The organism is Halopenitus salinus (assembly GCF_055397165.1).
The window spans coordinates 875,649-890,658 of the sequence record NZ_AP043853.1 but is presented as its reverse complement, the minus strand read 5'-3'; the positions used below and the strand labels follow the sequence as shown (position 1 = coordinate 890,658).

Here is a 15,010-nt window from a genome sequence, read left to right as displayed (position 1 = left end):
CGAAGACGTCGTCTCGATCGACGGAGGACGTGTATCCAAATCGCTCGTGTCTCGTTCCGTCCAACGTCCTCGAGCGTAATTCAAGGTGGAGCCTCCGACCTCAAGGAGCGAGCGTAGCGAGCGAGTAGGTCGGAGAGGAAACCGACACGGTACTACAGTAACTACGCTCGATGGCTCACCGACTCCCCTCTCTGAATCGTTACTAATATAAAAACATAGACTTACATCTGAAGTACGGATGGAGGTACGTCGCACCGTCCCCGTCAAACTCGACGTGGCCGACAGCGACGCCGACCTCCTCCACGAAACCATCTCTGAGTTCCTGTGGGCCGCCAACTACGTCGTCGACCACGCGTGGCAAGGCGAGTACAAGACCACGAGTAAAGCCGATCTCCAACGGGAAACCTACGACGACGTGCGGGCAGAGACGCGGCTGCAAGCGAATCTCGTCCAGAACGCCCGCAACAAGGCTGCCGACGCCATACAGAGTGTGGTTGCCCGTTGGAAGCAAGGTAACTACGCGGGGAAGCCGCACTTCACCGCTCCGACGCTCGTCTACGATAAGCGGTGTGCGACGTTCAACGACGACCACGCGACGCTCTCAACCGTCGACGGACGCATCACCGCCGAGTACGTCCTTCCCGACGAGAATCGCGAAACGCCCCACTCGGAGTACCTGTTCAACGACGATTACGAAGTGACGGGCGGAGAACTCCACTACCGCGACGGTGAGTTCTACCTTCACGTCCGCACAAAGGCGGACGTGGAGTTCGAGACTGCCGACGATGGCAACGACGGGCACAGCACAGTCCTCGGCGTTGACCTCGGTATCGAAAACGTCGCCGTCACCTCAACGGGTACATTCTGGAACGGGTCGGAGTTGAACCATTGGCACCGCGAGTTCGAGAAGCGGCGCGGGTCGCTTCAACAGCGTGGCACACGAGCCGCCCACGAAACTATCCAGTCCGTCGGACGCACTGAGACGGGCCGCTACGACCACTTCTTCCACACCGTCTCGAAGGAACTCGTCGCCGAAGCCGTCGAGTACGGCTGTGACGTAATCGCGTTCGAGAACCTGACGGGGATTCGTGAACGGATGCCTCGCGCAAAGAAGTTCCACGCGTGGGCGTTCCGACGCCTGTTCGAGTACGTCGAATACAAAGCCGAGGTGGTCGAGATCTCGGTCGAACAAGTGAGTCCCGCCTACACCTCCCAGCGGTGTTCGAAGTGTGGCTTCACTCACGAAAACAACCGCCCGAAGTCGGACGGGCAGGACGTGTTTGAGTGTTTGAAGTGCGGATACTCACCGCACGCGGACTACAACGCGGCGAAGAATATTGGTCTGAAACATCTCCGCTCGGCGCAAACGTCGTCGAGCGGAGGCGCACCCGTAAACGTGCGCTTGAATCGCGGGACGTTGAACGTGAACGGCGAGTACGAGCCTGCCAGCAATGGCCAGAACGGGAGTCCACGCGAAAGCCCCACCCTCAACGAAGCGAACGGCGAAGCCGTGAGCGAGTAGGGTGGGGTAGTTTACATCCACCCGAACGAATTAATACATCTAATACAAATAGTACAATAGGATGCCAATCAGTGCCGATCGGTTTGAATCGATCCCCGAGACGGAGGACGGCCCGACCCCGGGAACGAACGCCCACGAGGTACTTTCGTTCCTCGAAGCGCACTCGGCGGAAGCGTTTACCCAGAGCGAGATCGTGGAGGCCACCGGGATCAGCGAGGGTTCCGTCGGGCCGACACTCACTCGACTGCGGGACGAGGGACGCGTCGATCACAAGGGGATCTACTGGCGGGTCAGCGACCACGCCCGAAGTCTGGATGCAGCGGCGGCTCACGCGGACGACGTCGCCGCGAGTCACGAGGAGGAGCCGTTCGCGTACGACGAGTGGCAGGAGCACGCGGTTGATCCCCGGGACGATCGTGAGTGAACCGTACCGGAGGGGGGACGTCTTTTGGGCCCCCGACCCGTTCCGACGTGGATCGAACCCTCGGCTCTGGTTGGTCCTTGCCGCCCGGAATTTGCCGTATCCTGGTGAGGAGTACATCTGTGTGGCGCTCACGACCAGCGATCTGCCCGCAAACTACGAGGTGGGTGACGACTGGGAGACTGGCCGCGATCCGGACAACGTGTCGTACTGTTCGCCGTGGGTGGTTGGAACCATCAAACACCGAGTAGTGGCGAATCCTCAGGGACGGATCACAGAGGAACAAGGAGGAAGCCCACGGCTTCAGCCGTGGGAGGAATCCGACACTACACGTAACAAACCACGAGAGATAGTCACCCGACTCCCCAACACCATCCATAAGTTCATAAATAACTAGATAAATATGTGAAATACGGATGGTGGAGACGATTCGCACCGTCAAAGTCAAACTCGACGTACCCAACGGGCGGTGCAACGACCTCCATCAGACGAAAGATCAGTTTCTTCACTGTGCGAACACGACCGCAGCGTGGGCGTGGAGACACCCGAACGAGTACTGCGTCACCTCGAAACAAGAAGCCGAGAAGGCTCTGTACGAACGACTTCGGGATGAAACAGCGCTGACTGCGAACCTCGTCCAGAAGGGAATCCGGCGTGCTATCGAGGCTACCAAAAGTGGTGTTGCCCGACTCAAGAAAGGCGAGAACACCCGTCAACCACACTTCGACGCGTGGAGCGTCGTCTACGACAAGCGCAGCGCGACGTTCCACCGCGACCACGTGTCCCTGTCAACAATAAACGGGCGTGTCGAGTGCCCGTACGTAATTCCTGACGATCCCAAGGACACACCGATCGGTGAGTACCTGCTGAACGAGGACTATGAGTTCCGGATGTCCACGCTCCAATACGACCGCTCGACCGAAGCATTCTACCTCCACGCGCGAATGCGCCGCACCGAACGCGACGAACACGAGCAGTCCACGGCTGTGTCTTCTGATGCCAAGCACAGAACAGTCCTTGGCGTCGATCTTAACGTGGACGGCTCGCTCGCCGTGACTTCCACGGGCGCGTTCATCGGCAATGCCGACGAGATGAATCATCGACGCCGCGAGTTCGAGAAGACCCGCGGGTCGATGCAACAGGCAGGAACACGGTCGGCACACCTGTCGATTCAGTCGATGAACGACCGAGAACACCGCTGGATGAAAGACGAACTCCACTATGCCTCGAACCAGATTCTCGAGGAAGCCCGCGACCACGGGTGTACGCACGTCGCCTTCGAGAATTTGACAGATATTCGCGAGCGAATGGCTGGCGTAAAGCGATTCCATGCGTGGGCGTTCCGACGCTTGTACGAGTACGTGGAGTACAAAGCCGAGATGTTGGGGATTGAGGTCGAGCAGGTGAGTCCGGCGTACACGAGCCAGCGGTGTTCGAAGTGCGGATTTACGCACGAGACGAATCGGCGATCGAAACACCAGTTCGTGTGTCAAAAGTGCGAGTACGAACTGAACGCGGACTACAACGCGAGCAAGAACATTGCTCGGAAACTGTTGAACCGACTCCATTCGAGGCAGACGTCTTCGGATGGAGGCGCACCCTGTCAGTGTGCGCTGACGTCAGGGACGCTGAACCTGAACGGCGAGTTTATCGCCTCCGTCAGATCGACGGCAGAAGGGGAGTCCACCGACAAGCCCACGACTTCAGTCGTGGGTCACTGACACGGGAGTTCACGATCGTATGCTCGTACTATCTCTACGGGCAACTCGAACACGGCTCAGATATTGAGGAACAGTCTTAGGTACTACGGCACGTAGTACTAGATGTGAGCACCGACACTGACAACGAGGGGAAGACGACTCGCATCACGAGGAAGGGACAGGTTACGATCCCGAAGGAACTCCGCGAGGAATTCGGGCTCGAAGAGGGTGACGAACTCCGATGGGAAAAGACGGAGGAGGGCATCAGAGTTCGGAAGACGACCCGATCGGCGGGTCGCGGGATGCTCGTCGACGACGACGTTCCCGAGGAGAAACGAGAGGAGATGGCCGAAGAAATGGGATCCGAGATCCGTGAAAAACGCCGGTCGGAGTGGCAGCCGTGACACGTTACACCGTCGACGGGGTGGCGATGGCTCGGTACCTCGTCGACCGACTCCCATCGGCTGCGGACGAGATCTTCACGCGAGCTGAACAGGGTGTCGACGTCGTCGAAGCGCCGACGATCGCCATCAGCGAAGCGATCTGGACCGCCGTCAACAACGGCGAGATCGCCGGCGTCGAGGTGGACACGACTCCGAACGCGGTGCTGCGAGGGCTCGTGAACGACGGGCCAGTACGGGTCGCCCCGACCGATGAACAAGACCTCGCGGTCTTTGGGAGCCTTCTCGACCACTATACGCTCCACGACGCCTTACTCATCGCCAATCACCGCGTCCGCGGAACCGAGGCGATCGTTACGAAAGACAGGGAATTCTCCGGCGAGGACACCGTCTGGCGCTGACGCACCATCTCGAGAGTCGAGAAGAACAAGAAGAATGCCCGTCTGGGAGCCCGCATTCCTCGCTCAAAGTCCCCAGAAGTACACGATGCCGGCCGTCGTGACGACAGTCAAGGTCAGTAACCCACGACTAAAGTCGAGGGATTCCTCCTTGAATCTGTGTGAAGATCCGATTCGACAGGAAGGCATTTGCGTTCCTAGCGATTCTCATCGCCCATGATGAATTGGGAGAGCGAACGAGATATGGCGCGAGACGTCGAGGAGAACGAGGAGCTATTGGCATTTTTGGTGCTAAATCAAAATAGCGGGGTGACTGATTGCACCGTCACAACTACTCCGAATCTTTGAGGGCAGGTCACGCTCCTCCGCGGTGTCGAAGGCGATCACTCACCACTGCCGCCTTCCAACTCTTCGAGCTCCGTTTCGAGTTCCTCGCCAGTACGTCCCTCGCCGATTCGTTTCTCGGGTTCCTCGGGCGTGACATCCGCATTGCGGTGGCGATCGAACATTCGATCGACCTGGTTGAGACTCGAAACGTACCGTCGGACGTCCGTCCGTTCGTCGAGGGCGTGGTAGTACCCGTCGTCGGTCTTTCCGACGTAGCCGTCGTCGTAGAGGCGTTTGAGTGTCGTCGTGGCGGTCCCTCGAGGGATCTCGAGCGATTCCGTGACCTCTTGCGGGGAGTATCCCCATTCGGGATTTCGATACAGATACGCCACGATGTCCGACTTCGTTGTTCCCGGTCTGAGCGAGAGGTCGGGATCGTGGTCCTCGAGTAGTACCGGCATGTACCCGGATGTAGCCGATTGTATGATAAAGCTATTTCGGCCAATTCTCAGGCATGTTTAGGGCACTTCAGGGGTGTATCGAGGACAAACCACGAGACGCGGGCATTTCGAGATCTCCTCGACGACTCACACACCGCGTGCCGCGTGCCGATCGGACTGGGTCAGGCGGCATCGCGATCGACGGCGACCGGCGACGATCGACGGCAGCACGATCGGAATCGTCGACCGGACGACGGCCGAGCGCATCACCGGTCGTCTTGACGTTCGAGAACCGCAACGACGTCGGACAGATCGAAGAGACGGAGGTCACCACGATCGTTTGCAGCCTCCTCGACGGACCGTTTGAACCCGGAGCGGCTGAACAAGGCGAATTCGTACGTCGCCTCACCACCGCCGGGAGGCGTCCAGTCGATATGCTCCACGTCGTCTTCGAGACCCGCGAGCACGTCATATCCAAGGGGGGTGGTGGTGAATTTCGCTTCCCCGGCGATCACCGTTGACTCGTCGGTGGGTGCGACGATGTCGATCTCCCGCCCCTTGTACCACCACTGGCGTGGGAGCTGTGTGAGCTGGGCGTCAGGATAGAGCGCCGGGAGCGCCTGGTGACACAGCGATTCGAACGTTTCGCTGACGAAGTCGGACACTGTCGGTTCGATGAGATCCGCGTAGGCGTTCTCGCCGTAGAGTTCGTACTGCCCCTCGCGGCCGTAGAGATACCGGAAATAAAACCGGAACACGGGATCTCGAATCCGGTACCGAGTCCGCTTGCTGCGCGCCGGATCGGCGAATGCCGGATGGTGTTTCTCGATGATCCGGAGCGTTTCCAGCCGGTCGAAGTAGTACGACGTGTTGGTACTCGCGATGCCGGCTCCCTGGGCGATCTCGTTTCGACTCCGGTTCCCGCTGGCCATCGACTCCAGCACGGAGAAATACGTGTTCACCTCGGTAAGTTCCATCTGGAGGACAGTTTCGGGCTCGTCGTGGAGTGGGCCATCCGGATCGCAAAGCAGTCGCGTGATGTTCTCTCCGAGACTCCGTGCTGGATCGAGCGGGCTGAGATATCGAGGGGTGCCCCCGAAGACGCCATAGATGAACACCCGTTCTTCGGGATCGTACGTCGGGACGAATTCTTGGATGGAGCGAAACGGCAGCTGGGTGAGTTCGATGCGACCGTTCGGCGTTTGGGACACGCGCCCGTAGAGCGGCGCGCCACCATCGAGGACGTGGGTATGAATCATCCCGATCGCAGAGCCCGTGAGGACGAGCGTTGCCCGGCTCTCGTCGACGGCTGTATCCCACAGGTGTTGAATGACCGAGGGAAGCCCCTCGTTCGATTCGATGAGGTACGGGAATTCGTCGATGACGATGACCGCGTCCCTGTCGGTGAGATACGTGAGGAGTGGTTCCCACTCCTCTTTGACGGCGGTGACGTCCGGATAGGTCGTCGCTGCTGCCTCGACGAACCGACTGAGCTGTGTCGTCGCCGTCCCGTGGACTGCCTGGTAGTACACGGCATCGTCGCGGTCGGCGATCGATCGACGAACGAGTGCGCTCTTGCCGATCTGGCGGCGCCCATAGATGACTGCGAGTTCCGCAGCGTCGCTCCCATAGAGCGTCTGTAACCGATCGAGTTCATCGGCCCGATCGACGAACTGGTTCATACCTCCTGTCGGTGCGGGTGATACATATACCTCCCGGAGTTGGAAGTGAAACTATTATAGTCTAGACTATACTTATGCACACGATAATATTATCCTAGTCATACCAGTGGTTCGGATCGGCCTCAATGTCGAGTTCCTCGATCGCGATGTAGCCGACCTGACCGGAGAAGTGGTCGTACCGGGTATCGGATCAGGCTGGTTCAACTGAAGCGGTAGCGCGGAGTCTCCTTCCGCAAGGAGCGACCGAAGCGCTAGCGAAGGAAGCGAGTAGGGTGGGGTAGTTGACGAACGTCGGCCAGCTCCGGTCGGTCCTCGAGAAGGGTTCACGTGGCCGCGTGCGGATCTGCTATTGGCATTTTTGGTGCTAAATCAAAATAGCGGGGTGACTGATTGCACTGTCACAACTACTCCGGATCTCCGAGGACAGATGACGCTCCTCCGTGGCGTCGAAGGCGATCGCGAGGCCGCCACGAAGATGATCGAACGAACCGGCACGACGATTGAGGCCGAATTGGCGCCGCGACGCTTCGAGTCACCGCCCCGGAAACGGCCGTCGACGGTCTCGCGACCCTCGATCCCGTGTCGTCGATCGAACTCGAACCGGCGGACGTCCGACCGCTTGAGTTGGGAAACGGACCCTCCCGCAGTCGTGTGGTTGAGAAGCGAGGGATCATCCCGAGTCGTCGAGGACGGTCACTCAGGTAGGTTGCGTAAGTCTAGATGATCGCTTATGTGTTGATTTAAATCCTCAATACATCTCGATAAATCTATCAAAAGGCAATGCAATAGACTTAGGAGGGGGTAGGACTATCTCTAAGTCAAAATGGATGCCGAACGATTTGAACAGGGGCCGGGGACGATCGACCCGTACGATGGGCTTCCGTGTTATCGTCCCGAGAGTCTCCCGCCGTCGATCGAGTACACCGACGACGTGTTGCGGGTGTACGGCGATGCCCAGTATGCGCTCGGTCGACTTGCAACGTTGCACCGGAACGTGGACAACGAGAACCTGCTGATCGCGCCGTTCGTGGTTCGAGAAGCCGCGATGAGCTCACAGATCGAGGGGACGAACGTGACGGTGTCGGACATCATCCTCCACGACATCGATACCTCCCCGCAACGATCTGCTGCCGATTCAACCGACGTTCGTGAGGCATACAACTACGTCGACGCAATACGGGAGGGATTCGATCGATTGGCAGCCGGTGATCAGCTCTCCGTCACGATGATCTGTGACCTTCACGAAACGTTGCTCAGTGATGTCCGCGGGGTCGAGGAACACCCCGGGCAGCTCCGGGATGTGCCGGTCTACATCGGCTCACCGGATGGGTCGGCTGCGACAGCCCGCTTCATTCCGGCCAATCCTGACACCGTCGATCTCCTCTTAGAGCAACTCGTCTCGTATATGAATCGGGGCTCGTATCCACCGCTGATCGACGTTGCGATCACGCATTATCAGTTCGAGACGATCCATCCGTTCCGAGACGGAAACGGTCGGCTTGGGCGCCTGTTGATGATGCTCCAACTGTACGACGCAGGGCTGTTACCGGAGCCCTATCTGTATTTGAGTGCGTACTTCAATCGTCATCGACAGCAGTACCTCGACTATTTACTCGCTGTGAGTAGCGACGGAGCCTGGGAGCAGTGGATCACGTTCGTGCTTAATGCGATCGCCGAGCAGGCGATCGATGCGTATGACTGTGGTGTGGAGCTGCAGTCGCTCCGTGCTGACTATCACTCACTATTCCCGAATCGGCCTGTTGCGAGAGATGTGATCGATTACGTTTTCGAGGAACCGTATCTGACGGCGCCACGAGCGATCGAGGCGACGGGCCGCTCACGGCAGGCCGTTTACGACGCGATCGAGGCGCTCGAAACGGAGGGGATCGTCGATGAGATCTCGGATTCCGAACGCTATCGAGTCTATGAAGCGCCGGACATCCTTCGCGTCGTCGAATCGCCGTAGTCGGAGCGATCGAGACCCTTGCTGTTCGACTTGCGTGTTGCACACCCCGAAGACAACGTCCCAGCCCAGAGAGTGGATGGTGCTGAGGGAGAGGTCGGGATCGTGGTCCTCGAGTAGCACCGACATGGAATACCCAGATGTAGTCGATTGTCTGATAAAGCGATGTATCACCGTTGACCGCCGTTGGGAAATCGGTGCTTGACGCCGACGTATTTGTATACGTTGCATACATTGTGAAAAGTATGGGAACGATCTCGGCACGCGTGCCCGACGAGTTGGAGGCCGAGCTCGACGCGTATCTCGAAGAGGAGAACCTCGACCGGAGTACGGCCGTTCGAAAGCTCCTCTCCGAGGGTCTCGAGGAGTGGCGTCGCGAACGAGCGCTCGACCAACTTGCGGCCGGATCGATCACGTTCAGTAAAGCGGCAGAGCTGGCGGGGATGTCCGTCTGGGACTTCGCGCACCTCGCCAAGGACCGTGACATCACCTGGGTGGCGGACGACCATCTCGACGCGGATCTCGAGGCACTGTGAATGCGGGTCTTCGACGCGACGCCGCTCATCTACCTCGCGAAGGTCGATCGACTCACGCTCGTCCAGCACCTCCAGGTGTCGTGCGTGATACGAGCGCATACCCCCGTCTTTAGGCGGGGGGGTTAACTGGCGACTGTTGAGTCACGACGTCGATCGAATCGGGTACCGCTACGGGCTCACGACGGCGCCGAAGGCGATCGTGAATTTCCCACGACCCACACCGCGTCCCGCGTGCTGATCGGACTCAGTAGGTCTCGACCGCCACGCCCAATGCTTCGAAGTCCTCCATGTTCGCCGTGAGTACCGCGTCATCGAGGACGTCGGCCATCGCGGCGATGTACGCGTCGTTCGCCCCGATGCCGGCGTTCTTTCCGGCATGATCGTCCGCCTCCGCGAGGAGGGCGCCGGCCCGCCGTGCGATCTCCTCGTCGACGTCGATTCGGGGGTACCCCAGGAGACGGTTGCGTACCTCCTGTTCGGTCGTGTCGCTCCGCGCCGTGGCGACGCCGTAGTAGGTCTCCGCGACGACCGGCGTCGGGAGCCACTGCATCTCGCCGTCCGCGACGAGTTCCGCACCTTTCGAGAACGCGTCCGGATCCCCCGCCATCAGATCGAAGAGGTACGAGGAGTCGAGGATCACTTGTCGTGGTCTCCGTCGTCGAAGGCGCGGCGGGCGGTACTGAGCCGATCGCGGTCACGGCCGCGAAGATCCTGTATCGCCTCTTTGGCTGCGTCGGCTTCCGCCTCCGTCAGCAGGCCGGCGACGTCCTCGGGATGCGGACCGCGCGTCATTCGGCGAAGCGTCTCCTCCATCGTCTCGCCGGGTTCGTTGTGTGCGGTCAGCCACTCGTGGTAGTCCTCCGAGACGCGAATGGTTTTGACCATGCGATATATTGGGATATATGAGTCTAAGAGTCTTACGGCGGGTATCCTAGTGATTTGGAGGGCGTGCGTCGGCGACCGGCTAACGTGTGGCGTTGTCCGCCATCCGCCTCCTCACCGGTCGCCGAAGAGCCGGGCGAGGAGCCCGGCCTGACGTGCCCGCTCGGCGAGGAGGACGGAGCAGTCGACGTCGTCGACGACGTCCGCCACGACGCTCCCGTGGATGAGCCGGGGGAACAGCCCCCGCTCGCTGGCGCCGATCGCGACGAGCGTCGCGTCCGTGGCGGCCAGCCGGATCGCGTCCTCGACGTCGCCGGTCTCGACCCGGTGGGTGACCCCCTCGTCGCCGAAGCCGTGTTCGGCGGCCCACTCCCGGAGGAACGCCTCGCCCGCCTCGCGCTCGCCCTCGTCGGCGACGTGGAGGAGCGTGAGGTCGGCGTCGTAGCGGTCCCGGAGGATCCGGACGGCCTCCGCGCCGAGGTCGGTGTCCGGGCCGCCCGCCGTGGGCAACAGGATTCGCGAGGGGTCGAACTCGCGGTCCCGGAGCACGAGGAAGTCACACGGCAGCTCGCCGACCATCTCGTCGACGGCACCCTCGATGCGCCCCGGCTGCCCGTGGGAGCCGCGGCCCCACCCCATGACGACCTGGTCGGCGTCGTGGTCGCGCGCCGCGTCGAAGATCTCCGCGAACCCGCGGTGGGAGACGATGGTGTGCGTCTCGACGTCGACGCCGAAGGTCTCGGCGTCGCGGCGGGCCTGGTCGAGCACCTCGTGGTAGTTCTCCTCGTGCTCCTCCAGGTGGTCGGCGGCGTACTCGAGCGACGTCTGGTCGGGGACCGTCACGATGTGGACGGCGTCGACCACGCCGTCGTGGCGGTCGGCGACCGCGCTGGCGAGCGTGATGAGCGCCTCCTCGTGTTGGGGGTTGGCGAGCGGGACCATCACGCGAAACCGGCCGCCGTCGGGCTGGAGGCCCGCGGCCGCCGAGACCACGCTGTCGGGCATGCTGTCGGAGCGCTCGAGGACGTACTTCCCGAGGATCCCCTTCTTGTCGGCCCGCGAGCGGGCGTACACGAGGTACCAGACGACCCCGAAGGCGACGAACCCGCCGGCTAAGGCGATCTCGATCGGCCGCATGAACGCGATCAGCCCGAAGGAGGTGACGGCGCCGAGTATCGGCACGACCGGGTAGAACGGCACCGTGAAGTCGGGGTCGTACCCGGGCGCGTCCGCCTCGCGCATGACGATGAGCGCGAGGTTCAACAGGCCGTAGACGACGAGGTGGAGGACGCTGCCGGCCTTCGCCAGCGTCTCGACGTTGCCGACCGCGGTGAAGCCCAGGATCAACGCGCCGGTGATCGCGATCGACCGGTAGGGCGTGGCGAACCGCGGGTGGATCCGGTTGAGCCACGCGGTGATGAGCCGGTCGCGCCCCATCGCGAAGTTGATGCGCGAGGACGCGAGGATCGACGCGTTGGCCGAGGAGGCGGTCGCGAGCAGGCCGGCGAAGAGGACGAGCCCGCCGCCGACGGCCGCCAGCCCGAGGACGTCGCCGAAGGCCACCTCCGCGACGTCGATCACGGGGGTCCGCGAGTCCGCGAGGAGTTCCCAGTTTATCACCCCCATCAACACGACCATGATGATCGCGTACATGACGGTCACGATGACGACCGACCCGACGATGGCGAGCGGGAGGTTCCGCCCGGGGTTCTTTATCTCCTCGGCCACGGTCGTGATCTTCGCGAACCCGAGGTACGAGACGAACACGAGCGCGGTCCCGGGCAACAGCGCGTCGTACCCCTGGGGCGCGAACGGCCGCAGCGTCGAGAGGTCGGCGGTGAGCGCGCCCAGGATCGAGAAGGCCGTCAGGATGACCACGAGCAGGATGACGATGACGTTCTGCAGGCGTCCGGTCTCCTTGGCGCCCACGTAGTTCACGCCGACGAAGGCCGCGCCGGCGACGAGCGCGGCGACCTGCGTGCGCGAGAGCGCGAGGGGGCCGAGGCTCACCGCGGGGAGGGCGACGAGTTCGATGAGGAAGCTGCCGAACCCGAGCATGTAGAACGCGGAGGCGAACGCCAGGCCGATCCAGTTACCCATGCCCGCGATCGACCCGAACAGCGGCCCGAGGGCGTGGTTGACGTAGTAGTAGCTCCCGCCGGCCTTCGGCATCGCCGTCCCGAGCTCGCTCGCGGACAGCGCCGTGAAAAGCGAGATGACCCCGCCGACCACGAACGACGCCGCGACGAGCGGCCCGGCGACCGCCGCGGCCTCCCCCGGCAACACGAAGATCCCCGCCCCGATCATCGTCCCGACGCCAATGGTCAACGCCGCGAGGGGTCCCAGGTCCTTCGCGAGCTCCTCGTCGTCGGTGCGGCCGCTCATCGCGGATCACCGCCGAACGCCGCCGCCAGAGAGCCGATCGTCGAGAACACGCCGGACCACGTCTTCGAGAACACGCCGGACCACGTCTTCGAGAACACGCCGGACGACTGGAGCACATCAAACGCAGAGATCGCATCAAACGACTGGACCGCACCAAGCGACTGGACCGCACCGACCGCCGAGATCACACCGACCGATTCGTTCGCGCCGGGACGACCGTCCCAACGAGGGGGGCCCCGGTGAGGCCCCCCGGGATCGGGACGGGACCCGATGAGGTGTCGATCGAGGCGGGTCACCGGCCGATGCCAGCGCCCTGCCGTGGAGCCGTCTCGAGGACCCGGACGGAGTCGACCGGGACCGTTTCGTCTCGAGACCGGCGAGCGTCGCTCCCGAGGTCGAACTCGGAGGCGAAGCGACGATCGCGGCCCGTCTCGGGGGCGTCGTCGACGTGACGTAACGTCGCGTGCATGGTGATTGCAAGCGTGGCCACCCAGTTAACACTTGGTAGGCACCTGCTCCGGACTCGGGCGTTGACGATCTGGCGGTCCTCGATCCCGCGTCGTCGATCGAACTCGAACGGGCGACGCTCGAGTGGTCGACGATTCCGCATCCGTCGACCAATACAATGCGGAATCGACATCGCAGCGCGGTGAGACGTCGCGTCGTTCGTTTGTGCCACGCCCACCTGGGCGTCGATTCGGGCCCGCTGATGTTGTACTCCGAAACGTTTGTATTACTCTAAACTAAACGTATTACTGAATATGTCGAGTAGTTCGAGGGATCCGACTGTAGTACGCGTCTCACGCAAGGGACAGGCCACGATCCCGAAGCGACTGCGGGAGAAGTTCGGGATCGAGACGCCCGGTGAGGTGTTCGTCTACGAGGAACGGGGCCGCATCGTCATCGAGCCGGTGCCGTCGCCCGAGGAGCTACACGGGATCCACGCCGGGGACCACGAACCCGGCGCCGTACTGAAGCGAGTTCGTGAGCTGCAAGCGGACGAGCGCCGCCGTGAAGCGGAGCGAGTCGAACGACTTCGTCCGTCGGAGCACGAATGACCGGAGGGTACGTCTTCGATACCGAGGCGATCCTCGCCTACCTCTACAACGAGCCTGGCCACGAGACCGTCGCAGCACTTCTCGACGAGGTGTTTTCGGAGGAGTCGCCCGGCGCCATTTCGGAGACGAACGCCAGCGAGGTGTTCTATCTCGTCGCCCGGTTCGAAGGTGTCGAGGACGCTCCGACCGCCGTCTCGCTCCGCGAGGCGGATCGAGACGTCCGTGCGCTCGACCGGCAGGGAGTGACTATCGAGCCGGCCGACTGGCGCCTGGCGGCGGAGGTGAAGTCCCACGGTCGGATCTCGCTTGCCGACGCATACGCCGTTGCGCTCGCCCACGAACGGGATGCGACGCTCGTCGTCGGCGGTGACGACGACTTCGAGGATCTTCCGGTCGCGGTCGACGTGTGCCGGTTTCGCGAACACGGCGTGTAATCGGCAGGTGATGTTCCTCCGCGGCGTCGAAGCGATCGCGAAGTCGCCGTCGATCCGACTGAACCGACCACCGACTTGGTCATCGCACAGCAGTCAATCTGCATCGATGTCGTTCACGGATTGTCGATCGTTCACGAACTCCCCATGTCCACGTCCAAGCGCCGTCCGACGCGTGAGTTCACTCCTCGATCCGTTCGGCATCGGTGGACTCACACTCCGGACAGCCGAACCAGTACGAATCGAGGTCGGCCTCGGAGTCGAACTCCGTTCCACAGTCCTCACAGCGGTAGCTCGGCGTGTCGTCCTCGACGCCGATCGCCTCCTTGACGGTGTCGATTACGGACATCACCGAATACTGGCGGCGGGAGACGCTTATGACCGGCGCGAGACTGTGTCAGTCGAACAGCGAGTGACCCGTGAAGCCGAAATATCCCCGTCTCGACGCCGAACACGCGGGGATCGTCGCTTCACTGCGTGAAGTCCTCGTCCTCGAGGGGGTCGTGGCGGAGTTCGATGTTCACCTCGAACCCGGCGTCGATCAGCTCGAAGGTGACGCGTTCCAGCGAGGCCCGGTACACCTTTCGGTGGTTCCCCTCCGCGTCGATCTCGGTCTCCTCGCGCACCAGGTCGTGCTCCTGGCAGACGTTGAGGCGCCTATAAACGGTGGGTTGTGACACCGACAGCTGATCGGCAAGCTCCCCCGCCGACTTCGCCTCGGTGTTCGTCAACGCGAGGATCTTGCGCACCTCCTCGCTGCCGAGCACCTCGAAGACCGTCTCGGGGTCCCACTCGGAGGTCACACCGGGACATCGGCCCGCGGGTATAAATGTCGTTTCGTCACCACGATTCGCTCCAGTTGTA

At 61.9% G+C, this 15,010-nt stretch carries 19 protein-coding genes; 10 read left to right on the top strand and 9 right to left on the bottom strand.

Annotated features, from left to right (window positions below; translation table 11 throughout):
• Positions 1-238: 238 nt before the first annotated feature.
• The 6 genes from ACZ5YD_RS06235 to ACZ5YD_RS06210 all read left to right on the top strand — a co-directional run bounded on the left by ACZ5YD_RS06235 (position 239) and on the right by ACZ5YD_RS06210 (position 4,445).
• Positions 239-1,522: an RNA-guided endonuclease InsQ/TnpB family protein gene (locus ACZ5YD_RS06235; protein WP_379801145.1), complete on the top strand. Its 1,284-nt coding sequence runs from the start codon at positions 239-241 to the stop codon at positions 1,520-1,522.
• A gap of 61 nt (positions 1,523-1,583) precedes the next feature.
• Positions 1,584-1,946, top strand: a complete 363-nt coding sequence (locus tag ACZ5YD_RS06230) for a MarR family transcriptional regulator (protein WP_379745637.1) — start codon at positions 1,584-1,586, stop codon at positions 1,944-1,946.
• Entirely contained in the window at positions 1,837-2,340 is a 504-nt protein-coding gene (locus ACZ5YD_RS06225) for a hypothetical protein (RefSeq protein WP_379745640.1), read from the top strand. The genes ACZ5YD_RS06230 and ACZ5YD_RS06225 overlap by 110 nt, the downstream gene beginning before the upstream one ends.
• Before the next feature lie 19 nt (positions 2,341-2,359).
• Positions 2,360-3,664, top strand: a complete 1,305-nt coding sequence (locus ACZ5YD_RS06220) for an RNA-guided endonuclease InsQ/TnpB family protein (RefSeq protein WP_379745642.1) — start codon at positions 2,360-2,362, stop codon at positions 3,662-3,664.
• Between the two features lie 104 nt (positions 3,665-3,768).
• Positions 3,769-4,047 carry an AbrB/MazE/SpoVT family DNA-binding domain-containing protein gene (locus ACZ5YD_RS06215; RefSeq protein ID WP_379745645.1) on the top strand — a complete coding sequence of 93 codons (279 nt, stop codon included), beginning with the start codon at positions 3,769-3,771 and terminating at the stop codon, positions 4,045-4,047.
• Positions 4,044-4,445 (top strand): hypothetical protein, encoded by a 402-nt coding sequence (locus tag ACZ5YD_RS06210; protein WP_379745647.1) that lies wholly within the window; start codon positions 4,044-4,046, stop codon positions 4,443-4,445. The genes ACZ5YD_RS06215 and ACZ5YD_RS06210 overlap by 4 nt, the downstream gene beginning before the upstream one ends.
• 380 nt (positions 4,446-4,825) lie before the next feature.
• Here ACZ5YD_RS06210 and ACZ5YD_RS06205 read toward each other — a convergent pair whose 3' ends face one another.
• Both ACZ5YD_RS06205 and ACZ5YD_RS06200 read right to left on the bottom strand, forming a co-directional pair.
• The gene (locus ACZ5YD_RS06205; protein WP_379745650.1) at positions 4,826-5,230 is read right to left on the bottom strand and encodes a MarR family transcriptional regulator; all 405 of its coding nucleotides are present in this window, start codon (positions 5,228-5,230) and stop codon (positions 4,826-4,828) included.
• Between the two features lie 245 nt (positions 5,231-5,475).
• Positions 5,476-6,891, bottom strand: coding sequence for an ATP-binding protein (locus tag ACZ5YD_RS06200; protein WP_379745653.1), 1,416 nt, complete (start codon positions 6,889-6,891; stop codon positions 5,476-5,478).
• A gap of 940 nt (positions 6,892-7,831) precedes the next feature.
• Here ACZ5YD_RS06200 and ACZ5YD_RS06195 point away from each other — a divergent pair.
• Positions 7,832-8,857, top strand: coding sequence for a Fic family protein (locus tag ACZ5YD_RS06195; protein ID WP_379745656.1), 1,026 nt, complete (start codon positions 7,832-7,834; stop codon positions 8,855-8,857).
• Between the two features lie 242 nt (positions 8,858-9,099).
• Positions 9,100-9,390 (top strand): UPF0175 family protein, encoded by a 291-nt coding sequence (locus tag ACZ5YD_RS06190; RefSeq protein WP_379745659.1) that lies wholly within the window; start codon positions 9,100-9,102, stop codon positions 9,388-9,390.
• A 244-nt stretch (positions 9,391-9,634) separates the two neighbouring features.
• On the opposite strand, the gene ACZ5YD_RS06185 is transcribed toward ACZ5YD_RS06190, so the two are convergent.
• From ACZ5YD_RS06185 to ACZ5YD_RS06165, 5 genes are all read right to left on the bottom strand, one after another.
• A complete protein-coding gene (locus ACZ5YD_RS06185; RefSeq protein ID WP_379745662.1) occupies positions 9,635-10,030 on the bottom strand; it encodes a PIN domain-containing protein in 396 nt (131 codons plus the stop codon).
• Complete coding sequence (locus tag ACZ5YD_RS06180) at positions 10,027-10,275, bottom strand: hypothetical protein (RefSeq protein ID WP_379745665.1); 249 nt, start codon at positions 10,273-10,275, stop codon at positions 10,027-10,029. The genes ACZ5YD_RS06185 and ACZ5YD_RS06180 overlap by 4 nt, the downstream gene beginning before the upstream one ends.
• Before the next feature lie 111 nt (positions 10,276-10,386).
• Entirely contained in the window at positions 10,387-12,657 is a 2,271-nt protein-coding gene (locus tag ACZ5YD_RS06175; protein ID WP_379745668.1) for an amino acid permease, read from the bottom strand.
• Positions 12,654-12,845, bottom strand: a complete 192-nt coding sequence (locus ACZ5YD_RS06170; RefSeq protein ID WP_379745671.1) for a hypothetical protein — start codon at positions 12,843-12,845, stop codon at positions 12,654-12,656. The genes ACZ5YD_RS06175 and ACZ5YD_RS06170 overlap by 4 nt, the downstream gene beginning before the upstream one ends.
• Positions 12,846-12,949: 104 nt before the next feature.
• Positions 12,950-13,126 carry a hypothetical protein gene (locus ACZ5YD_RS06165; protein ID WP_379745674.1) on the bottom strand — a complete coding sequence of 59 codons (177 nt, stop codon included), beginning with the start codon at positions 13,124-13,126 and terminating at the stop codon, positions 12,950-12,952.
• A 292-nt stretch (positions 13,127-13,418) separates the two neighbouring features.
• Here ACZ5YD_RS06165 and ACZ5YD_RS06160 point away from each other — a divergent pair, with 292 nt between their 5' ends.
• Positions 13,419-13,715: an AbrB/MazE/SpoVT family DNA-binding domain-containing protein gene (locus ACZ5YD_RS06160; protein WP_379745677.1), complete on the top strand. Its 297-nt coding sequence runs from the start codon at positions 13,419-13,421 to the stop codon at positions 13,713-13,715.
• The gene (locus tag ACZ5YD_RS06155; protein ID WP_379745680.1) at positions 13,712-14,149 is read left to right on the top strand and encodes a PIN domain-containing protein; all 438 of its coding nucleotides are present in this window, start codon (positions 13,712-13,714) and stop codon (positions 14,147-14,149) included. Before ACZ5YD_RS06160 ends, ACZ5YD_RS06155 begins: the two co-directional genes overlap by 4 nt.
• A 178-nt stretch (positions 14,150-14,327) precedes the next feature.
• Here ACZ5YD_RS06155 and ACZ5YD_RS06150 read toward each other — a convergent pair whose 3' ends face one another.
• Both ACZ5YD_RS06150 and ACZ5YD_RS06145 read right to left on the bottom strand, forming a co-directional pair.
• Positions 14,328-14,495 carry an FmdB family zinc ribbon protein gene (locus ACZ5YD_RS06150; protein WP_379745683.1) on the bottom strand — a complete coding sequence of 56 codons (168 nt, stop codon included), beginning with the start codon at positions 14,493-14,495 and terminating at the stop codon, positions 14,328-14,330.
• Between the two features lie 121 nt (positions 14,496-14,616).
• Complete coding sequence (locus ACZ5YD_RS06145; protein WP_379745686.1) at positions 14,617-14,949, bottom strand: ArsR/SmtB family transcription factor; 333 nt, start codon at positions 14,947-14,949, stop codon at positions 14,617-14,619.
• Positions 14,950-15,010 lie beyond the last annotated feature (61 nt).